The sequence below is a fragment of the Mycolicibacterium gilvum genome (genome assembly GCF_900454025.1).
Lineage (GTDB): Bacteria > Actinomycetota > Actinomycetes > Mycobacteriales > Mycobacteriaceae > Mycobacterium > Mycobacterium gilvum.
In genome coordinates, this window is record NZ_UGQM01000001.1 from 4,275,299 (window position 1) to 4,295,098 (window position 19,800).

Below are 19,800 nucleotides of genomic sequence, written 5' to 3' on the forward strand. Positions count from 1 at the left end.
TCACTTGATCGCGATCGGGCTGACAGGTGCGCCGACCGCACCGACCACCTTCAACGGCGGTGCGACGAGCTGGAATTCGTAGACGCCGTCTGCCGCGCAGTCGGCGGCCAGCGGTCCGAGGTCCCAGTACTCCCCGAGCATCAGGCCCATGTCGCGCAGACACAGCATGTGCATCGGCAGGAAGGTCCCTTCCACGCCGTTGGCGGGGTTGGGGTCCTCGACCATCAGATTGTCCGACGCGACCGCGGCGACCTCGTGTCGGTGCAGCCATTTCGCACACGTCCAGTGCAGACCCGAGCCGGCCTCACCGCCGTCGCCGGTGGCCAGAAACCGTGTCCACCAGCCGGTGTGGACGACGACGATGTCCCCGGAGCGGATCTCGACCTGCTGGCGGGCGACGATCTCGTCGAGTTCGTCGGGGGTGATCGGTTCGCCCGGTTCGCAGAAGACGTCGGCGCCACGGTGGGCGACGACGTCGAGCAGCACGCCGCGCGACGTGATCCCCTTGCGGTCGACCTTCTCGATGCCGAGGTGGAAGGCTCCGAAGCTGGTCACGGAGTCGGCCGGAAAGCCGTTGTACAGCTTGTCTTCGTAATACACGTGCGACATCGCGTCCCACTGGGTCGCGGCCTGCAGCGGCATCACGATGATGTCGTCGTTGAACCGGAACGGGTTGTCGGCGAAGAACGCGCTCATGTCGGCGGCGACCGCGTTGCGCAACCACTTCGGTCCGTATTCGACCAGCGTCGAGGCGTCCCCGCCGTCGACGGTCATCACATGCACCGGATTCTGCCGGAACTTGAACGCGCCCTGTGGTCCGCCCGAGCTGAAGTCCCCGCCGAGCGAGATCACCTTGCCCTGGGTGACCAGTCGGGCCGCCTCGGCGACCTTCTCCGGGGTGATGAAATTCAGGGTGCCGACTTCGTCGTCGTCGCCCCACCGCCCCCAGTTGCGGACCTCGTCGGCCGCCTTCCGGAAGTCAGCCATGGTGCCGGTCATAGTCACGCTCCTGTCAATTCCCTTGTGCCAGGGGTTCGTCGAACATCTGCGAGGCGATGCGCCGGCCGAGTATCCCGCCGTCGGTCCACAGCACCTGACCCGAGATGTAGCCGGCTGCCCGGCTACCGAGGAAGACCAGAACGGCGGCCTGCTCCTCGGGCGTCGACACCCGTCCCAGCGGTGCGGTGAACGAGTCGAGGTACTGCTGGCCGTACGCCGACCGCAACTGGTCGAGGATCGGTGTCTCGGTGACGCCCGGTGCGGTGCAGTTGACACGGATGCCGCGCGCGCCCAGGTCGGTCACACGCTGCATGCCGTACAGAATGATCGCCTCCTTCGACTGGCGGTACCCGCCGTCCGCCAGCGCCTCGGGATGATCAGCACACCACCGCAGCCCCTCGTCCACCGATCGGGTGGCGAGCAGGCCTGCGGTGACGTGCGCGTTCTCCCGGTACGCCGACGCCGCCAGCGACGACACGTTGGTGACCGCGCCGCCCGCCGGCATCCTGTCGAGAAGGGATTCGGTGAACTGCCGCATGCCCAGGAAATTGATGCGCAGGACCAGCAGTGGATCACCGATCCCCGAGGACACCCCGGCCACGTTGAACAGCGCGTCGACCGCGCCGTCGACGGCCGCAGCGGCCGCCCGCACCGAGTCCTGGTCGGCAAGGTCGACGGAGATGAAGTCGGTGAGCGCCGAAACATCCTCCGGTGCGCGGACATCCAGGCCGGTCACCCGGGCCCCGAGGTCGTGCAGAAGGCGTGCGGCCTGCGCTCCGATACCCGACGCGCAGCCTGTCACGACGACGTGCCTGCCGTCGTAGCGCACCAGTTCACCGAGAGCGCTCACCGTCAGCCCGCGGCTTCCTTCGCCGCCCTGGCGTCCTTCTCGGCCTGAGCGGCCTTGACGCGGCCCTCATTGATCTCGGCCATCGCCTCGGGGATCTCACCGGCGGTGAACTTGCCGCCGCGGCCGGTGGGAAGTCCGCCGAACGAGTAGGTCTCGTCGAACATCGGTGCGTCCCAGCTCTGCCTGCGCGCCTCGACCTTCTCGATCACCGGCTCCAGGCGCTTGGCCTTGTCCTTGACCGCCTTCTCGTCGCGCTCGATGAACTCGGGCAGGATGTCGCGGCCCATGATCTCGATGGACTCCATGGTGCCCTCGTGGCTACGCGGGTTGAGCAGCAGGATGATCTCGTCGACACCGCTGGCCTCGTAGCCGCGCAGGAACTCGCGCACGGTCTCGGGTGAGCCGATCGCGCCGCGACCCGGTCCGTAGGCCAGGGTGGGGTCTTCCTTGACGGCCTTCTCGTACAGTTCCCACACCCCGGTGCGACCGGGGGTGTGCATCCCCGTCAGGTAGTAGTGCATGATCCCGAACGAGAAGAAGCCGCCGCCGATTCCGAGTCGCTTGAGGGCCTCCTCGTCGGTCTTGGCCACCATCATCGACAGGTCGCCACCGATCGCGAGGAGGTTCGGGTTGATCGCCGGTGTGATCGGCGTGCCCTTCTCCTCGAAGTCCTTGTAGTAGCCGTCCACCCGGTCCTTGAGCGCCTCGGGGCCGGTGTAGGCGAAACTCAGTGCGCCGATGGCCTTCTCGGCGGCCATCCCGACCGAGGACGGACGGGTGCACGCGACCCAGACCGGCGGGTGCGGTTGCTGCAGCGGCTTGGGGATCACGTTGCGCGCCGGCATCTCGACGTGCTCACCCTTGAAGCCGGTGAACGGCGCCTCGGTCATGCAGCGGATGGAGACCTCCAGCGCCTCCTCCCACTGCGCGCGCTTGTCGGCGGGGTCGATGTTGAACCCGCCCAGCTCGGCCACCGACGAGCCCTCGCCCGTGCCGAACTCGACGCGACCGTTGGACAGATGGTCGAGGGTGGCGACCCGCTCGGCGATGCGCGCGGGATGGTTGATCGGCGGCGGAAGGTGCATGACACCGAACCCGAGGCGGATGTTCTTGGTGCGCTGGCTCGCAGCGGCCAGGAACAGCTCGGGCGCGGTGGAGTGGCAGTACTCCTCGAGGAAGTGGTGTTCGGTCAGCCACACCGTCGAGAAGCCGGCCTTGTCGGCGAGTTCGACTTCATCGAGACCGTGCTGGAACAACTGGTGCTCGTCGTCGTCCGACCACGGCCGCGGGAGCGGGAACTCGTAGAACAGTGAAATCTTCATTACTGGTTACCTCCTTGAAGGTCCGGGGCTTGGAGCGGCTGATCGTCGAGGGCTGTCAGGGTTTCGGTTTCCGCGATGTGGCGGGCGGCCACGTACCCGAAGGCCATGGCCGGTCCGATGGTGGCGCCTGCGCCGGCGTAGCTGCGGCCCATCACCGCGGACGACGCATTGCCGACCGCATAGAGGCCGGGGATCGCCGAGTCGTCGGAGCGCAGGACGCGGGCGAACTCGTCGGTGCGCAGTCCGCCCGAGGTCCCGAGGTCGCCGAGGATGATCTGGAACGCGTAGTAGGGCGGTTTCCCGAGCGGATACAGGTTCGGGTTGGGAAGGGTCTGATCGCCGTAGTAGTTGTCGTATGCGCTGTCCCCGCGGCAGAAGTCGTCGTCGTGCCCTTTGGCCGCCAGCGCGTTGAACCGCTCGGCGGTGTTGCGTAGTTCGGTTCCGGGCACCCCGATCTCGCGGGCCAGGTCCTCCCAGGTGTGGCCCTGCTTGACCACGCCGGAGTCCAGCCAGGCCTGCGGAACCTTCCACCCGGTGGGCACCGGTGCGAACGGCACCTTCGGGATCGGCAGGTGTCCGCCGACGACGTACCGGTGGAACGATCGGATGTCGGTGATCAGCCAGCACGGGATGTGCGTGACGCCGGAACGCTGTCCCTCGATCATCGCGTGCGCGAAGTCCATGTACGGGGCTGCCTCGTTGATGAACCGCTTACCGGCGCCGTTGACGATGAACTGTGCCGGCATCATGCGTTCGTTCAGCATGAACTGCAGCCGGCCGTCGGGCCAGCAGATCGCCGGAAACCACCATGCCTCGTCCAGCAGTTCCGTTGCCCCGCCGACCTTCTCGCCTGCCCGGATGCCGTCGCCCATGGCTGCGGGGTTGCCGAAGCTCCAGTCCTTGCCCTCGGGGGCCATCTCGCGCACCCGGGCCAGTTCGGGCAGATGCTGCAGACGCCGTTGCATGTCGTGGTCGAATCCCCCGCTGGCCAGCACGACGCCCCGGTCGGCCCGCACCCGGAGTGTGCGACCGTCCCTCTCGACGGCCGCCCCGATCACCCGTGCGTCCGGGCCGTCGTGGTCGGTGATCAGCTCGGTCATCGGGGAATTCAGCCACAGAGGGATGTCCTGCTGTTTCATCGCCAGCCGCAGGCGAGCCGACAGCGACTGCCCGATCGCGGCCATCCTGTCACCGAAGACCCGCGCCCGGAACATCCGCCAGATCAGTTTCACCAGAACGGCTTTGCCCTTCCAGGACTGCCGGACCTGGTAGAACAGGCGCAGATCTTTGGGCGCGAACCAGATTCCCTTCGGTGCGAGGGCGAGCGGGGTGAGCAGATTCTGTTCCTCGTCGCCCAGCGTGCGCAGGTCGATCTCGGGAACGTTGATGGTGCTGCCCAGCGCCGAACCGCCGGGCAGTTCGGGATAGTAGTCGGCGTAGCCGGGCTTCCACACGAATTCCAGCCAAGGGCTGAGGTTTTCGAGGAACTCCATCATCTCCGGAGCGGCCTCGACGTACTTGCGCAACCGGGCGTCGCTGACCAGCCCGCCGGTGATTTGCTTGAGGTAGGTGACCACCTGCTCAGGGTCGACAACGTGGCCCTCGCGGCGCTGCGACGGCGCTCCCGGAACCCAGATGCCACCTCCGGACAATGCCGTCGAACCGCCGAAGCGGGGCGACTTCTCCACCACCAGCGTGTCGAGCCCCGCGGCATCGGCGGCCAGGGCGGCGGTCATCCCGCCGCCGCCGGAACCGACGACCAGCACGTCGGTGACGTGGTCGAAGGACTGGACGGTCGATCGGCGCTCGGTCATGTGGTCACCGCCGTTCGGATCGCGAACCCGGCGATCAATTCCGGTGCGGCGCGGTAGAACCGGTTCTCCGTCACATACTCCCCCTGCGCCGCGAGCGCGGCGAACGCCGCGATCCAGGTCCTGACCTCGTGGGCGGAGTTACCCGCCTGCTCGGCGATCCAGCCGTTGTCCCAGCGGTCCACCTCGGCGAGCCGGCCGCTGTCGACGATGTCGAGGAATTCGCGATCCCAGTCCGGGTTCAGCGGAGCCAACGTACCTCTGCCCGAGGCGAATTCCCTCGCCGCCTCGATCACCGCGGTCTGGCGTGCCTGTCGCTGGTCGGTGGTCATCGGGACGCCGCGCACGATACGGTCCAGCGCGGCGGGCGGCGCCGTCGCCAGCGTGGGCACCGGGGGGTCGTGCGACAACCCTCCCGAGCCGATGACCAGCACCCGCTTGCCCAGCGTCGCCAGGTGGGCGCCGACGGCGGCGCCCAGCGCCCGCACCCGTCTGATCGGCCCCAGCGGGGTCGCGACCGAGTTGATGAACACCGGGATCACCGGTTTCGCGGTGGCGTCACCGAACAGCTTCTGCAACGGCTGGACGGTGCCGTGGTCGACGTCCATCGCCGCGGAGAGCGCCACGTCGACGTCGTGATCGAGTACCGCGCGCGCACAGTCGGTGGCCAGGTCCGACGGGACATCGAGTGGCCCCTCGTGAGTCCCGTAATCTCCGACCCCTTCTGCGGCGGTGCCGATACAGAACGGCGGCATGGCGCGGTAGAAGAACCCGTTGTAGTGGTCGGGTGAGAACGTGACGACGAGCTCGGGATCGAACTCGGCGACAAAATCCCTGGCCGCGGCGATCGCCTTGTCGATCTCGTCAAGAAGTTCCTGCGCCGGTCCCGGAAGATTCAGCAGCGGGCTGTGCGACATGCAGCACAGCGCGATCTGGCTTTTCGCCATCGGTCCCTCCTCCCTGGGTCAGATGCGCTCCGCCGGTGAGGTGGAGCGCGGCGAACAGTCCCTCCGATATCTCGGGTGCACGCTGCGCGATGCAGGCCGCGGCGATACAGCGATCGGGTCGCACGAACAGCACGGATTCGGTGTGGACGTCGAACCACGCCTTGAGCGCACCGGTACGGTCGCCGATCACCGCGACGTCGGGATCGTCGTGGCCGGGCCACCTCAGCTGCGACATGGGCCGCACCTCGACAAACGTGGCGCCCAACGCTTTCCACCGCCCGAACGCCTCTTCACCGAGTACGGCTCGCAGGTTGTTGCTCCAGCACACGACCGCGAAGCCGGTGCCGAGCACGTCGTCGAGCAGGGCGTTCTGGGTGTCCCGGGTGTCGACGCGGGGCTGGATGAACAACGTGCCCGTGGGCGAGTTGGGCGCCGCGTGGGCGTGGTGCAGGACCGCCCCCTGCTGATAGCGCGGCATCGGCTTGAACCGCATCTCCAGCACATACCGTTTCAGTGACGGCACCGCCGACGCCGCGTGAATCACGCGGTCACGCAGCGCCGCCACCTTGCGGTTGGTCGGCGAGATCACCCTGCCCACCATCGTGGAGAGGTCGATCATCGCACGCGCGTGTTTGCGGCGTTCGATGTCGTAGGTGTCCAGAAGTTCCTCGCCCGCCCTGCCGGTGACGACGGCGGCGAGTTTCCAGCCGAGGTTCGCCGCGTCCCGGATGCCGCTGTTGTAGCCCTGCCCCTGCCACACCGGCATCAGGTGCGCGGCGTCACCGGCGAGCATCAGGCGGCCTTCGCGGAACGATCCGGCGATCCTGGAGTGGTGGGTGTAGACGCGGTGCCGAATCATGTCGACGCGCTCGGGATACGGGATCAGCTGGCCCAGCATGCGCCGCACGAAGGCCGGATCATCGGCCTCTTCGTCGGTCTCGTCGGGATGGATCATGAACTCGAAGCGGCGGATTCCGTGGGCGATGGCGATCGAGACGTAGGGGCGTCTCGGGTCGGCGCCGACCTCGCTGTTGGGATGGCCGAGCGGGTCGTTGGCGATGTCGACGACGAGCCAGCGGGTCGACGACGTCGTTCCGTCGAACGACACGCCCATCAGACGGCGTGTCACACTTCGCCCGCCGTCGCATCCGACGACATAGCGCGCCGACACCGATGCCTGCCCGCCGTCGAACTCGACCTCGACGCGGTCGTTGGTCTGTGTGCACTGGTGCATCCGATGGCCGAACCGGACCTCCACGTTGTCGAAACGCTCCAGCCCGCCGAACAATTCGGCGTCGACCATCGGTTGGACGAAGCCGTTGCGCTTCGGCCAACCGAACCGGGCATCGGGGGGCGCCATTTCGGCGAGGAGGTTTCGCTTGGCGTCGAAGAACCGCAGGATCTGGTTGGGCACGGTGTGCGGCAGAACGCGGTCGACGAGGCCGATCGCCTGGAACGTGCGCAGCGACTCGTCGTCCAGACCGACACCTCGGGGGTAGTCGATGAGCTTGTCGCGCTCGTCGACGACCAGGACGCGTACGCCTTCCAGACCGAGGATGTTGGCCAGGGTCAGCCCGGCCGGGCCGGCTCCGACGATGACGACGTCGACGTCCGTCTGTTCGGTCATGCGCGCCCCAGCAGGAAGTCCAGATGTAGCCGGTCGAAGGTCTTGGGGTCCTCGTACTGGGGCCAGTGCCCGCACCCCGGCATGACCTCGAACCGGGCGCCGGGGATCATCGACGCGATGCGGCGGCCCTCCTCGACATCCGCGGTGGGGTCGTCGCTCGTCCACACCACCAGGGTGGGCGCAGTGATCACACCGTACTCGTTGGGCCCCAACAGATTCCGCTGCCGTATCTCGGGGTCCTGGAGGGCCATGATGTCGCGCATCGCATCGGCGAAACCCGGCTGCCGGTAGACGCGCTGGCGGCTGGCGACGATGTCGTCGTAATCCTTCGACTTGTCGGCCATCAGCCACTTGATGCGCGCCTGCACGGTGTCCCAGGTCGGGTTCTCGGCCGCCGCCATCGAAAGGGTGATGATCCGCTTCATCACCTCCGGGTCCGCCTGCGAACCACCGGCGGTGTTGAGCACCAGCCGGTCGACGCGCTCCGGACGATCGGCGGCGATACGGGCTGCCACCCAGCCGCCGAGAGACTCGCCGCTGATGTGGGCACGACGGGCGCCGATCGCGTCCAGGAATGCGGCGAGATGGTCGACGTAGTGCCGGATTTCGAGTGGGTGCCCCGGCTTGTCGGTATAGCCGTGGCCGAGCATGTCGATCGACCACGTGGAGAAGTGCTCGGCATGCGCCTCAAGGTTGCGCACGTAGGCCTCGGCATGACCTCCGGAGCCGTGCAGGAAGACCAGCGCCGGATCGGTGGGGTCGCCGGCATGGAGGTAGCGGGTGCGCACGCCGCCGGCGTCGAGGTATCCCTGTGAGAACGCGACACCCTGCAGGTCGCTCCACACGCTCTCGAACTCCGCCACCTCTGTACTCCCTCCGTGGAGTCCCCGTCCGAAACCTTGACGGCGAGAATCGAATTCTCGTACTTTGTAAGCGTTCTGCTCATTTATCGCACATACATGTGCACTATAGTCAGAGCATCACTCTCGCGAGAGCGTCTGTCAAGGAAGGTCCGAATGGCTGATCCCGGAAACGCGAACGCGGGTCCCGGCGCCCCCGGATCCCAGACACTCGCCCGCGGCCTCAACGCGCTGCAGTTGGTGGCCGGCTCACCGAACGGCCTCACCGTCGCGCAGGTCGCCGAGGACATCGGGGTGCACCGCACCATCGCCTATCGCCTGCTCAGCACGCTGGCCCAGTACCGGTTCGTCAGCAAGGGCGAGGACGGACGCTACCGCTCCGCCGCCGCGCTCGCGGTGCTCGGTGCGTCCTTCGACAACAACGTCCGGCAACTGTGCGTGCCCACCCTGCGCGGCCTGGCCGACGAACTCGGCACCACCGTGTCGCTGCTCGTCGCCGAGGGCGATCAGCAGGTGGCGATCGCGGTGATGGTGCCCACCAACGTCTTCTATCAACTGTCGTTCCACGAGGGCAGCCGTTATCCGCTGGACCGCGGCGCGGCCGGGATCGCGCTGCTGGCCAGCATGTCGCCCCGCCCTCAGGAGCGCGATCTGGTCCGCCAGGCACGCCAGCAGGGCTGGGTGATCACCCACGGCGAGATCGAGCCCAACACCTTCGGCCTCGCAGTGCCCGTGCGGCGCCGGCAACCGTCACCGCCCACCTGCATCAATCTGATCTCGCACCGCGAGGACGTCGTCATCGACGGACGCGACGCAGTCATCAAGGCTGCCAACGAATTATCGGCGGTCCTGAGCTGACCAGGCTCCGGACATCCACAGGAAGGAGACCGCGGTGACCGAGTGGGACCACGAGGTCGATGTCGTCGTACTCGGCAGCGGAGGGGCCGGCCTGACCGCTGCGCTCGCCGCGTCGGTCAACGGCGCCACCGTGGAGGTGTACGAGAAGGCGGCCACGGTGGGCGGGACGACCGCGGTGTCCGGGGGCATCGTGTGGATACCGGCGCACGACCGCGCCGAGGGCGAACTGACCGCCGACGACGCGATGGCCTACCTGCGTGCGCAGTCGCTCGGATTCATGGACGAGGACCTGGTCGAGACGTTCGTCAGGACCGGCGCGCGAATGCTCGACTTCGTCGAACAGCACAGCGACCTCGTGTTCGAGGTCGCCGCGGGCTTCCCCGACTACAAACCCGAACTGCCCGGCGGGAAACCGGCCGGCGGTCGTTCCCTCAACGCCAAACCGTTCGACCTGTCCCTGCTCGGCGACTGGGGTGAGCGGATCTCCTCCTTTCCCGCCGACTTCAGCAACGTCGGCATCGACGCCGAGACGCGCGCACGCATCCACGCCGCGGTCGACGAGGCCGGCGACTACTGCGTCGCGGGAACAGCGCTGATCGCAGGCTTGCTCAAGGGGCTGCTCGACCGCGGCGTCGTCCCGCACACCCAGGCCCGCGCCGTCGAGCTGACCGCTGACCCCCTGGGAATCACCGGCGTGCGAATCGAACAGGGCAGCAACGACTTCCGGGTCCGCGCCCGCAAGGCCGTCATCCTCGGCACCGGCGGCTTCGAATGGGACCAGCGCCTGGTCGAGGCCTACCTGAGGGGTCCCATGCGCGGCGCGGTCTCCCCTCCGAACAACACCGGCGACGGGTTGCGGATGGCCATGGCGCACGGCGCCGACCTTGCGAACATGGGGGAAGCCTGGTGGGTGCCCATCGTGCAGATCCCCGGCGACACGTTCGAGGGCCGGCCCCGCAGCCGCAGCGTGCGACTCGAGCGCACGCGGCCCCGCAGCATCATCGTCAACCGGGCGGGCAGACGCTTCCTCAACGAGGCCGGCGAGTACAACTCGATGGCCGGGCCGTTCCATTTCCTCGACCCCAAGCTCGGCTACGCCAACGACCCCGCGTGGATCGTCTTCGACTCACTGCACCTGAAGCACTACGGCTTCCTCGGCGTCGATCCCGACGGGCCGGTGCCCGACTGGTTCTGCCAGTCGCGCGACCTCGAAGAGCTCGGCGAGAAGACCGGCATCGACCCCGCCGGGCTGGAGGCGACGCTGTCGGCGTGGAACACCAATGTCGCCGCGGAGCACGACCCCGACTTCGGCCGCGGCGCAAGCGCTTACGACGGCTACTGGGGCGACACCGATGCCGCGACGACAGCCGGCCGAACGCTCGGCCCCATCGACACCGCCCCGTACTATGCGGTGCCGGTGTCGGTCGGGGCGATGGGCACCAAGGGTGGTCCGCGCACCGACCGGGACGGACGGGTGCTGCACGTCAACGGCACCGCGATCACCGGGCTGTTCGCCGCCGGCAACGCGATGGCAGGCGCCACCGGCAAAGCCTACGGCGGTGCGGGCGGAACCATCGGTCCGGCAATGGTTTTCGGTTACCGCGCCGGCCACGCCGCGGCGACCGGCACGTCGCTGAGCTGAACCGGCACCGGCTCAGGCTTCGTCGCGGCCCGCCGCCGGGCGATCCGGGTTGACATCCGGGTTCACATTGAACAGCCGTTCGGCCGCGGTGTAGGCGTCCTCGCCACCGGCGGCGACCGACGACGCGAGCCGGTCCAGGTCAGGGTGGTGACGCAGCAGTGTCTGCGCCAGCGACAGGATCTGCGAGCGCGCCCGGGCGGCACGGCGCTCGGGGCTGTCGGCGCGGTGGTGGGCGTCGATCGCGGCGACGACCTCGTCGAGGCCGGCGCCCTGGGCGGCGACGAGCTTGAGGATCGGCACGTCGGTCTCGGCCCGCAGATCGCGCACGGTCTGATCGGCGCCGTCGCGGTCGGCCTTGTTCACCACGACGATGTCGGCGACCTCCAACAAACCGGCCTTGGCGGCCTGAACCGCGTCTCCGGCACCGGGATTGAGGATCACCACCGTCGGGTCGGCCACCGCCGCGATCTCGATCTCCGACTGGCCCACCCCGACGGTCTCCAGGATGACCAGGTCGTACCCCAGGGCGGACAGCAACGTGATCGCCGCCGGGACCGCAGCGGCCAGACCTCCGAGATGCCCGCGGGCGGCCACCGAGCGGATCAGCACATCAGGGTCGTTGATGTGCGCCGCCATCCGGATGCGGTCGCCCAGCAGGGCTCCCCCGCTGTAGGGCGAGGACGGGTCGACGGCGAGCACCGCGACCCGCATACCGACCGACCGATAGGAGCCGACGAGGGCTCCGACCGTCGTCGACTTCCCTGCACCGGGCGGCCCGGTGATCCCGACGACGCGGGCGGGGGCGACGGAGCCCAGCGCGGCGAGCACCGCTTCGCGCCTCGGGCTCTCCACGTAGCTGAGCAGACGGCCGGTGGCGCGGGCGGACCCGCCGCGAGCAGCGGCGATGAGCTCCTCGACGGTCACCGTAGATAGGTTACGCAGGTCATTCTCCCTTCTCGCAGCCGACCGCTCTCGGGCGAGAATGTTATTCTCTCGTACAGAGAGTCGCCGTTTCAAGGAGGCCACGTATGCAGGAGCTGACCCGACGGTGACACTCGACGGGAAGGTCGCCTTCGTCGCCGGCGCCAGCCGCGGCATCGGTGCCACGGTGGCCGCCGCCCTTGCGCGGGCCGGCGCGTCCGTGGCGGTCGCCGCTCGCACCGAGCAAGAAGGCAGGCTGCCGGGCACCATAGGCTCTGTCGCACAACGCATCACCGACGAGGGCGGCCGTGCGCTGCCCGTGGTGTGCGACGTGACCCGTGAGGAATCCGTCGAGGCGGCCGTCGCTGCCACCGTCGCCGAGTTCGGCGGTATCGACATCCTCGTCGCCAACGCGGGGGTGCTGTGGCTGGGGCCGATCGAGTCCACCCCGCTGAAGCGTTGGCAACTGTGTCTCGACGTGAACACCACCGGCGTCTTCCTGGTCACCAAGGCAGTCATCCCGCACGTCCGTGCCCGCGGCGGCGGTTCGCTGATCGCCGTCACCACCACCGGTGTCACGATGACCGATCACGGCGCCAATGCGTACTGGGTGTCCAAGGCCGCCGCCGAACGGCTCTACCTCGGTCTGGCCGCAGACCTCAAGCCGGACAACATCGCCGTGAACTGCCTGAGCCCGTCGCGCGTGGTACTCACCGAAGGCTGGCAGGCCGGCGGCGCCGGGATGGAGATCCCGCCCGAGATGGTCGAACCCCCCGAGGCGATGGGCCGCGCCGCAGTGATGCTGGCCCAGCAGGACGCCTCGGGCGTCACCGGCACGATCCAGCGCTCCGAAGCTCTCGCCCTCTGATTGCACGCTCACCGAAGGCGAGCGCGCGCGAAACTCCATATACCGCGGCGTGTCCCCGTGCAGACCCGCGCGCTCGCGGTGCATCAGTTCTTGGCGATCAGGCCGTCGACGATCCTGTTGAAATCGGCCGTCCCGAAGGACACGTACTCGGCGAGATTGGCATAGTCCAGCGACGCCATCACCGACTTCTCCAGCTGAATGTTCATCAGCCGCTTGGTCGCCTCGACGGCCTGCTGAGGCAGGGCCATGATCTTCTTCGCGCACGCGATCGCCTCGCCCACCGGGTCGTCGACCACATGGTTGGCCAACCCGAGCTCGACGGCCTTCTGCGCCTTGATCCGGACACCGGTCAACGCGAATTCCTTGGCCTGCAACAGACTGATCTGCGAACCCCACACCAGCGGACCACCGTCGGCGGCCACCAGTCCGATCGACACGTGCGGATCGGCGAAGAAGGCGTTCTCGGCGATGTACACGACATCCGACAGCGCGGCGAGACTGCAACCCAGTCCGACAGCGGGACCGTTGACCGCGGCGATCACCGGGATGCGGCAGCGCACCATGCCGATCACCAGATCGCGGCCGTGCTTGATCGTCTTCTGCCGCAACGCCTCATCGCGGCGCAGCTCGTCGAGATAGTGGAAATCGCCACCGGCGGAGAACGCGCGGCCGGCACCGGTGATCACCGCGGCACGCGCGCCGGGATCCTCGTTGAGCTCCTCCCAGATCTTCGCGAGGCCGACATGCAGATTGTCGTTGACGGCATTCAGATCGTCGGGCCGGTTGAGCGTGATGATGCGAAGGTCACCGTCGGCGGTGACATCGATTTCGTCTGGCATTCCGTACATGTCAGCTCCCTAAAGTGTCCAATGGCTCTTCGCGCAAGCGCTCATCGCAAGCGTATGGCTCTTCGCGCAAGCGCTCATCGCAAGCGTATGGCTCTTCGCGCAAGCGCTCATCGCAAGCCGAGGATCCGTTGCGCGATGATGTTCTTCTGAATCTGTGACGTGCCGCCCATCACGCTCTGCGCGCGGCTGTACATGTAGGCACCGAACAGCTCCTCGTCGCCGGTGCCCACCGTCTTGAGAGCCGCGTGGCCGACCGACTGCTCCACCCAGGTCATCAACAGCTTGTCCAGGGATCCCTGGGGGCCGTGGGTCAGACCGTCGAGCTGTTCGGACAACCGCCTGCGCACGTGCAGCCGCAGCATCTCGGTCTGCACCCACGCCCACGACAACTCGTCGGGCGGCGTGCCGTCGACGCCGGCGGCCATCTGCCGCACCGTTTTCCCGTACCGGGCGGAGAACCCGAGCGTCGACGGTTCCCGCTCGTGGCTGACGACCGTCATCGCCAGCTTCCATCCCTCACCGGGCGCGCCGACCATGTTCTCGGCAGGCACCCGCGCGCCGTCGAAGCTGACCTGGCCGAACTCCTTGGTGACGCCGCTGATCATCTTCAGCGGACGCTGTTCGATACCCGGCTGGTGCATCGACACGATGAACGCCGAGATGCCTTTGTGCTTCGGAACGTCTTTGTCGGTGCGCGCCAGGACCAGACACCAGTCAGCGACATCGGAGTAGCTGGTCCAGATCTTGTGCCCGTGGATGACGTACTCATCACCGTCCTTGACGGCTGTGGTCGTCAGCGACGCCAGATCGGATCCGGCGCCCGGCTCCGAGAAACCCTGGCACCAGCGCTCGGTGCCGTTGATCATGCCGGGGAGGAAACGCTGCCGGAGCTCTTCGCTGCCGTGATGGCTCAACCCGACGACGAGATACCCGAGGCTCGGGCGCGCGGGGGCCCCGGCCTTGGCGATCTCCTCGTCGACGATGACGTCATAGACCGGTGGAAGATCCTGTCCACCATAGGCTTTGGGCCAGGACGTGCCGAAGAACCCGGCCTCGAACAGCGCCTGGTGCCACTCCCCGGCCTTGGCCCAGTACGCGTCACCGGACGTCGGGAACCTGCCCTTCTGCTCTTTGAGCCAGGCCGCCAACCGGTCCCGGAACGCGGCCTCGTCGGGCGAATCACGAAAGTCCAATGGTCAGCTCCTCCAACGTGACGGGCCATGCTTCGGTGGCGGCCAGCACCCGGCGTAGATAGATGTGCGCCAGGCATTCCCAGGTGTTGCCGATGCCGCCGTGTACCTGGATCGATGTCTCACACACCGTCATCGCGGCGCGTGCGCAGTAGATCTTCGCGACCCGGGCCGCCTCGATCGCCTCCCGGGCCGGCAACTCGTCGACCGCCCAGGCGGCGTGGCGTGACACGCTGATCGATCCCTCGATCAGTGCCTCACTCTCGGCCAGAAGGTGCGCGACGGCCTGATAGGAACCGATGGCCGAGCCGTACTGTTCGCGGACCTTGGCGTACTCGGTGGCCAGCCTCTGCGTTCCGCGGGCGGCACCCACCATGTCGGCTGCCGTGGCGGCCAATGCCAGTGCATACCAACGCCCGGCATCCTCGTCGGACAGGTCCGACAGCTCCGACGGCGACTCGACCACGCCGGCGAGACTGTTCGTCAGATCGACCGTCTGGGGGTCGGCGCCCGCCACCGGGTCTCGACCGACCCGCCGGTGCAGGTCGTCGACGAGCACCGGCCCCAGATACGGGACGTCGACCAGGCCCCGGCCGAACTCCTCGGCCACGATCGCGACCTCGACCGCCGAGGCCCCGTCCGAGCGCAGGGTCCGGAAACCCGTGGCGTCGACCGCCTTTTCGAGCCGTGCGCGGCGCGCGGAGTCGTCGAGGTCGGCGACCGAACCCGGCCCGAGCTCCTCGGCCACCTCCGCGGCGGCATCCCGCAGCTGCCGCTGCTCACTGGTCAGACGGACGTCCATCAGAATCCTCCGCTCTTCGCGCCAGCGCCCATCGCGCGCTCCCGCAACACTCGTCTCAGCACCTTGCCCGAAGGCAGGCGCGGGATTTCGTCGACGACCACAACCCGGCTCGGTCGTTTGTACGAGGCCAGCCGGTCGGCGACGAGGTCGGCCAGTTCATCGGTGTCGACCGGGTGCCCCAGGGTCACCGCGGCGACGATCGCCTCGCCGTCGGCGGCCGGGATCCCGAACACCGCACAGTCCTCGACCGCGGGATGTCCGTGCAGCACCGCCTCGACCTCCGCCGGAGCAACCTGGAAACCGCGGACCTTGATCATTTCCTTGGCACGGTCGGTGATCCGCAGCCAGCCCTCGCCGTCGAGCGTGCCGACGTCGCCGGTGCGGTACCAGCCGTCCGAAAACGCCTGTGCGGTCCACTGATCCGGGAGGTATCCGGCCATCGCGGAGTCCGAGCGCACCTGGATCTCGCCTTCCTCACCCGCGCCCAGCACCTCACCGGTCTGCAGCGACACGATGCGGATACCGACTCCGGTGACGGCACGGCCGACGGTGTCCAGCCGCGCGTGCTGCAGATCGTTGCACGAGATCACCGGCAACTCACTCGCCCCGTAGGCGGTCACCCAGGTGACCCCCGTGCGTGCCGTGACCGCCTCGGCCACGCTCTGGGTGACCGGGGTGGCGCACCACATGATGTACCGCAGCGACGACAGGTCGTGGTCTTCCAGACGCGGGTGCGCCGAGAGTGCCAGCGCGATCGGTGCGACCGCCATCTCGATCGTGATGCGGTCGGACTCGATGTGACGCAGCATCGCGTCGATGTCGAACCTTCGGTGCAACCTGATCCAGGCACCGGTGTCGAGGGCCATGATGATGTTGAGCAGTCCCAGAATGTGCGAGGGCGGCGTCATCACCTGCATCCGGTCGGCCGCCGTCAGCCCCAGGGCATCGCGCCAGTGCCGAATTGCGACGGCCAGCGACGCGTGCGTGTGCCGGACCGCCTTGGGCATACCCGTTGTTCCCGAGCTGAAGACGAAGACGGCGTCGGCACCGGCGTCGGGATCGGGCGCCGCTTCCGGGTCCCGCGGCGCGATCTCGTCATCGAGAGACAGCATCGGCATCGCGTCGGCGAGCACCGGATGGTCACCGACCGCATGCGTCGCCTCCGTCAGCGCCACCGCGTGCCCGACCTCGGTCTGCTTCCACGCCGGGCTCAGCAGTACCGCTGCCGCGCCGAGTCGCCAGATCGCCCTCAGAGCGACGACGAACTCCGGCCGGTTCGACGACATCAGCGCCACCCGCGACCCCGCACCGACCCCGCGCCGTTGCAGCTCGACGGCCATCCCCGCAGCCAGAGCGTCGATGTCGGCAAGGCTCAAGCACCGATCCTCGAAGGCGAGCGCCGTCGGCTCACTCACGTCGCGCGCGCCCCTTCCGGGAGTCGTGGATGATGGCGGTGAGAGGACTACCGCTTGTCGGGGAGAATAGTATTCTCCTATTATCAGAATGACAATGTCGAGAGAGGGTCATATGACCGAGCCGCAGACACCGGGAACGGGGTCCACAGTGACTGAGCCGGCGGCGCAGGGCACGATCACCATCCACCTGGACGGCAGCACCGCGTCGGTGGCGCACCGCAACGGCGAGACACTGCTCGAAAGCGCGCGCCGGGCCGGGATGGGGCCGCCCTTCTCCTGCGAGGCAGGCAACTGTGGCACCTGCATGGCGCTGCTGACCGACGGAACCGCGACGATGCGGGTCAACGACGCCCTCACCGAGGACGAGGTCGCCGAGGGATACGTGTTGACGTGCCAGGCCGTTCCCGACACCGCGGATGTGACCGTCAACTACGACGAGTGAGCCGGCGCGTCGGCGTGCTCGTCGAGCGTCGGCGCCGGCCGGTACTCGGGCGTGTAGCCGGCGATCCGGATCGGACTGCGCACCAGACGGAAATCCCCGGCGGTGACGACCACCTCCGGCATCGCCTCCAGCGCCTCGGGTAGCGTCCGCACCGCGGCGGCGGGAATTCCCAACGGCTGCAACCGATTCTGCCAGCCCACCGCGGTGTCCCCGGCCAGGGCTGCGCTGACGAGCGCCAGCACCTCGTCGCGCCGAGACGCACGCTCGGCCATGGTGGCGAACCCCTCGATGCCGGCCTCCCGCGCGAACGACGCCCAGAATCCGTCGTGGGTGATGAACAGCGCGAGGAAGCCCTCGGCGGTCGAGAACAGTTGCGCGGGAACGTAATAGGAATGCGCCCCGAACGGATGCCGTTTGGGTTCGGCGCCGTCGTTGAGGTAGGCCGCGGCACGGTAGTTCAGTTGCGACAGCATGACGTCCTGCAGGGACACATCGACCTGCCCGCCCCGGCCCGACACGATCTGCGCCAGCAGACCCAGCGCAGCGGTCAGACCCGTCGAGTTGTCCGCCGAGGAATACCCCGGAAGCGTCGGAGGTCCGTCCGGATCCCCCGTCATGGCCGCCACCCCCGTGGCCGCCTGGATCACGTAGTCGAACGCCGGATCGTCACCGCCGTCGAGCCCGAACCCCGTCATCGCCACGCACACGATGCGCTCGTTGAACTCCTTGAGGGAGTCGTAGGTCAATCCGAGCCGGCGGATCGCCGACGGCTTCATATTGACCAGCAGCGCATGCGAATCCGCGACCAGCTCGCCCAGCTTCTGACGGCCCGCGTCCGAACGCAGATCGATCACGACGCTCTGCTTGTTGCGGTTGAGGCTGGCGAAGTAGCTGTCGCTGACCTGCCGTGAGATCTCCCCGCCCGGTGGCTCGATCTTGATCACCTCGGCGCCGAGATCGGCGAGCATCATCGTCGCGTAAGGCCCCGCCAGCATCACCCCGACCTCGAGGATGCGGATGCCCGCGAGGGGGGCGCCCGCGCTCACTGCACGGCCTTGGCGAGCTCGCCGATCACCTCACGCGTCCGGTACTTCGATGCGACCAGTTCGTCGCGCGTCTCCCCGATCGGCAGCAACCGCACCGACAGGTCGGTGACCCCGGCATCGGCGAACTGCTTGAAACGGGCCAGGATCGATTCCTCGTCACCGGCCGCACACAGGTCCCCGACATTGCGGGCGTCGCCGCGGTCGAGCAGCCGCTGATAGTTCGGCGACGTCTCCGCCTCCGCCAGAATCCGGTTGGCCCGGTCCTTGGCCGCGTCGATCTCGGAGTTGGCGCACAGGCACACCGGGATACCCGCGACGATGCGCGGTGCGGGACGACCCGCGTCGGCGGCAGCCTTGGTGATCTTCGGCGCGATGTGTTCCCCGATGGCCTTCTCGTCGGCCATCCACAGCACGGTGCCGTCGGCGCGCTCGCCGGCGATCTGCAGCATGACCGGTCCGAGGGCTGCCACCAAGACCGGAAGCGGCTGTTCGGCACCGAGAACCGTCGGGTTGTGCACCGTGAACGAATCGTTCTCGACGTCGACGTCACCGGGCCCGGCGAGCGCGGTGTTGAGGACCTCGAGATAGTCGCGGGTGTACGCGGCCGGCTTCTCGTACGGAAGGCCCAGCATGTCGCGCACGATCCAGTGGTGCGACGGCCCGACCCCGAGCGCCAGCCGGCCCGCGGCCATCGCATGCACCGAGAGTGCTTGGCGCGCAAGCGCGATCGGGTGCTGTGCCTGCAACGGCACCACGGCGGTACCGAGTTCGATGCGTGAGGTGTGCGCGGCCATCAACGCGACCATCGTCAGGCAGTCGAAGTCGTTGGGCACCTGCGGCATCCACGCGGTGTCCAGCCCTGCCGACTCGGCCCACTCGATGTCGGAGACGAGCTTGCTGACCTTGCGGGCCATGTCGCCGCGCTCAGCCCCGATCATCACGCCTAATCTCATGACTGCTCCGCCTTCTCCGTCAGCGCCCGGACGTCGCGCACCAGGTCGTCGAGCGAGGTGCCCGTCGGGAACACCGCGGCCGCACCGGCATCGAGCAGCTTCTGCACATCCCCCTGCGGGATGGTGCCTCCGACGACGACGGCGATGTCACCGGCATCGGCGGCGCGCAGCGCGTCCACCGTGCGCGCCGTCAGCGTGACGTGGGCGCCCGACAGAATCGACAACCCCACCAGCGCGACGTCCTCCTGCAGAGCGATCGACACGATGTCCTCGATGCGCTGCCGAATCCCGGTGTAGATCACCTCGAATCCCGCATCACGCAGGGTGCGCGCGACGATCTTGGCGCCCCGGTCGTGGCCGTCGAGACCGGGCTTGGCCACCAGCACACGTGTGCTCACT

19 protein-coding genes are annotated in these 19,800 nt (G+C 68.0%); 4 read left to right on the forward strand and 15 right to left on the reverse strand.

Going from position 1 to position 19,800, the window contains the following annotated elements; translation table 11 throughout:
- From DYE23_RS19915 to DYE23_RS19945, 7 genes are read right to left on the reverse strand one after another with little or no spacing between them, the layout of a single operon-like run.
- Positions 1–999, reverse strand: a complete 999-nt coding sequence (locus tag DYE23_RS19915) for a cyclase family protein (protein ID WP_115327979.1) — start codon at positions 997–999, stop codon at positions 1–3.
- A 13-nt stretch (positions 1,000–1,012) separates the two neighbouring features.
- Positions 1,013–1,849, reverse strand: a complete 837-nt coding sequence (locus DYE23_RS19920; protein ID WP_115327980.1) for a coniferyl-alcohol dehydrogenase — start codon at positions 1,847–1,849, stop codon at positions 1,013–1,015.
- Positions 1,850–1,851: 2 nt separating this feature from the next.
- Positions 1,852–3,171 (reverse strand): LLM class flavin-dependent oxidoreductase, encoded by a 1,320-nt coding sequence (locus tag DYE23_RS19925; protein ID WP_011893284.1) that lies wholly within the window; start codon positions 3,169–3,171, stop codon positions 1,852–1,854.
- Positions 3,171–4,985: an FAD-binding protein gene (locus tag DYE23_RS19930; protein ID WP_115327981.1), complete on the reverse strand. Its 1,815-nt coding sequence runs from the start codon at positions 4,983–4,985 to the stop codon at positions 3,171–3,173. The genes DYE23_RS19925 and DYE23_RS19930 overlap by 1 nt, the downstream gene beginning before the upstream one ends.
- Positions 4,982–5,929, reverse strand: coding sequence for a 3-carboxyethylcatechol 2,3-dioxygenase (locus tag DYE23_RS19935; protein WP_115327982.1), 948 nt, complete (start codon positions 5,927–5,929; stop codon positions 4,982–4,984). The genes DYE23_RS19930 and DYE23_RS19935 overlap by 4 nt, the downstream gene beginning before the upstream one ends.
- Positions 5,847–7,556 (reverse strand): bifunctional 3-(3-hydroxy-phenyl)propionate/3-hydroxycinnamic acid hydroxylase, encoded by a 1,710-nt coding sequence (locus DYE23_RS19940; protein ID WP_115327983.1) that lies wholly within the window; start codon positions 7,554–7,556, stop codon positions 5,847–5,849. Before DYE23_RS19940 ends, DYE23_RS19935 begins: the two co-directional genes overlap by 83 nt.
- On the reverse strand, positions 7,553–8,419 hold the full coding sequence (locus DYE23_RS19945; protein WP_115327984.1) for an alpha/beta fold hydrolase: 867 nt from the start codon (positions 8,417–8,419) through the stop codon (positions 7,553–7,555). The genes DYE23_RS19940 and DYE23_RS19945 overlap by 4 nt, the downstream gene beginning before the upstream one ends.
- A 153-nt stretch (positions 8,420–8,572) precedes the next feature.
- On the opposite strand from DYE23_RS19945, the gene DYE23_RS19950 reads away from it, so the two are divergent.
- Both DYE23_RS19950 and DYE23_RS19955 read left to right on the forward strand, forming a co-directional pair.
- Positions 8,573–9,274, forward strand: a complete 702-nt coding sequence (locus DYE23_RS19950) for an IclR family transcriptional regulator (RefSeq protein ID WP_115327985.1) — start codon at positions 8,573–8,575, stop codon at positions 9,272–9,274.
- A 34-nt stretch (positions 9,275–9,308) separates the two neighbouring features.
- Positions 9,309–10,916: an FAD-dependent oxidoreductase gene (locus DYE23_RS19955; protein ID WP_011893278.1), complete on the forward strand. Its 1,608-nt coding sequence runs from the start codon at positions 9,309–9,311 to the stop codon at positions 10,914–10,916.
- 12 nt (positions 10,917–10,928) lie between these two features.
- Here the strand turns inward: DYE23_RS19955 and meaB are convergent, their stop codons facing one another.
- Entirely contained in the window at positions 10,929–11,840 is a 912-nt protein-coding gene (meaB, locus tag DYE23_RS19960; protein ID WP_011893277.1) for a methylmalonyl Co-A mutase-associated GTPase MeaB, read from the reverse strand.
- Positions 11,841–11,964: 124 nt separating this feature from the next.
- Between meaB and DYE23_RS19965 the strand changes: the two genes are divergently transcribed.
- On the forward strand, positions 11,965–12,705 hold the full coding sequence (locus DYE23_RS19965; protein ID WP_013471206.1) for an SDR family NAD(P)-dependent oxidoreductase: 741 nt from the start codon (positions 11,965–11,967) through the stop codon (positions 12,703–12,705).
- 83 nt (positions 12,706–12,788) lie between these two features.
- Here the strand turns inward: DYE23_RS19965 and DYE23_RS19970 are convergent, their stop codons facing one another.
- From DYE23_RS19970 to DYE23_RS19990, 4 genes are all read right to left on the reverse strand, one after another.
- Complete coding sequence (locus tag DYE23_RS19970; protein ID WP_011893275.1) at positions 12,789–13,553, reverse strand: enoyl-CoA hydratase/isomerase family protein; 765 nt, start codon at positions 13,551–13,553, stop codon at positions 12,789–12,791.
- A gap of 107 nt (positions 13,554–13,660) precedes the next feature.
- The gene (locus DYE23_RS19980; protein WP_011893274.1) at positions 13,661–14,746 is read right to left on the reverse strand and encodes an acyl-CoA dehydrogenase family protein; all 1,086 of its coding nucleotides are present in this window, start codon (positions 14,744–14,746) and stop codon (positions 13,661–13,663) included.
- Positions 14,733–15,545: an acyl-CoA dehydrogenase family protein gene (locus DYE23_RS19985; protein WP_011893273.1), complete on the reverse strand. Its 813-nt coding sequence runs from the start codon at positions 15,543–15,545 to the stop codon at positions 14,733–14,735. Before DYE23_RS19985 ends, DYE23_RS19980 begins: the two co-directional genes overlap by 14 nt.
- Complete coding sequence (locus DYE23_RS19990; protein WP_011893272.1) at positions 15,545–16,960, reverse strand: class I adenylate-forming enzyme family protein; 1,416 nt, start codon at positions 16,958–16,960, stop codon at positions 15,545–15,547. The genes DYE23_RS19985 and DYE23_RS19990 overlap by 1 nt, the downstream gene beginning before the upstream one ends.
- A gap of 112 nt (positions 16,961–17,072) precedes the next feature.
- Between DYE23_RS19990 and DYE23_RS19995 the strand changes: the two genes are divergently transcribed.
- The gene (locus DYE23_RS19995) at positions 17,073–17,402 is read left to right on the forward strand and encodes a 2Fe-2S iron-sulfur cluster-binding protein (protein WP_011893271.1); all 330 of its coding nucleotides are present in this window, start codon (positions 17,073–17,075) and stop codon (positions 17,400–17,402) included.
- Here DYE23_RS19995 and DYE23_RS20000 read toward each other — a convergent pair.
- The 3 genes from DYE23_RS20000 to DYE23_RS20010 are packed head-to-tail and all read right to left on the reverse strand — an operon-like array spanning position 17,390 to position 19,799.
- Complete coding sequence (locus DYE23_RS20000) at positions 17,390–18,448, reverse strand: CaiB/BaiF CoA transferase family protein (protein ID WP_013471205.1); 1,059 nt, start codon at positions 18,446–18,448, stop codon at positions 17,390–17,392. The genes DYE23_RS19995 and DYE23_RS20000 overlap by 13 nt on opposite strands.
- The gene (locus tag DYE23_RS20005) at positions 18,445–19,401 is read right to left on the reverse strand and encodes an LLM class F420-dependent oxidoreductase (protein ID WP_011893269.1); all 957 of its coding nucleotides are present in this window, start codon (positions 19,399–19,401) and stop codon (positions 18,445–18,447) included. The genes DYE23_RS20000 and DYE23_RS20005 overlap by 4 nt, the downstream gene beginning before the upstream one ends.
- Positions 19,398–19,799, reverse strand: a complete 402-nt coding sequence (locus DYE23_RS20010) for a cobalamin B12-binding domain-containing protein (RefSeq protein ID WP_011893268.1) — start codon at positions 19,797–19,799, stop codon at positions 19,398–19,400. The genes DYE23_RS20005 and DYE23_RS20010 overlap by 4 nt, the downstream gene beginning before the upstream one ends.
- Between the last annotated feature and the right edge of the window lies 1 nt (position 19,800).

Excerpts from the sequence above, each read along its gene's own strand:
- DYE23_RS19915 (WP_115327979.1), bottom strand. The coding sequence starts at position 999 with ATGACCGGCACCATGGCTGACTTCCGGAAGGCGGCCGACGAGGTCCGC.
- DYE23_RS19925 (WP_011893284.1), bottom strand. The coding sequence starts at position 3,171 with ATGAAGATTTCACTGTTCTACGAGTTCCCGCTCCCGCGGCCGTGGTCG.
- DYE23_RS19930 (WP_115327981.1), bottom strand. The coding sequence starts at position 4,985 with ATGACCGAGCGCCGATCGACCGTCCAGTCCTTCGACCACGTCACCGAC.
- DYE23_RS19935 (WP_115327982.1), bottom strand. The coding sequence starts at position 5,929 with ATGGCGAAAAGCCAGATCGCGCTGTGCTGCATGTCGCACAGCCCGCTG.
- DYE23_RS19940 (WP_115327983.1), bottom strand. The coding sequence starts at position 7,556 with ATGACCGAACAGACGGACGTCGACGTCGTCATCGTCGGAGCCGGCCCG.
- DYE23_RS19950 (WP_115327985.1), top strand. The coding sequence starts at position 8,573 with ATGGCTGATCCCGGAAACGCGAACGCGGGTCCCGGCGCCCCCGGATCC.
- DYE23_RS19970 (WP_011893275.1), bottom strand. The coding sequence starts at position 13,553 with ATGTACGGAATGCCAGACGAAATCGATGTCACCGCCGACGGTGACCTT.
- DYE23_RS19985 (WP_011893273.1), bottom strand. The coding sequence starts at position 15,545 with ATGGACGTCCGTCTGACCAGTGAGCAGCGGCAGCTGCGGGATGCCGCC.
- DYE23_RS19995 (WP_011893271.1), top strand. The coding sequence starts at position 17,073 with ATGACCGAGCCGCAGACACCGGGAACGGGGTCCACAGTGACTGAGCCG.
- DYE23_RS20005 (WP_011893269.1), bottom strand. The coding sequence starts at position 19,401 with ATGAGATTAGGCGTGATGATCGGGGCTGAGCGCGGCGACATGGCCCGC.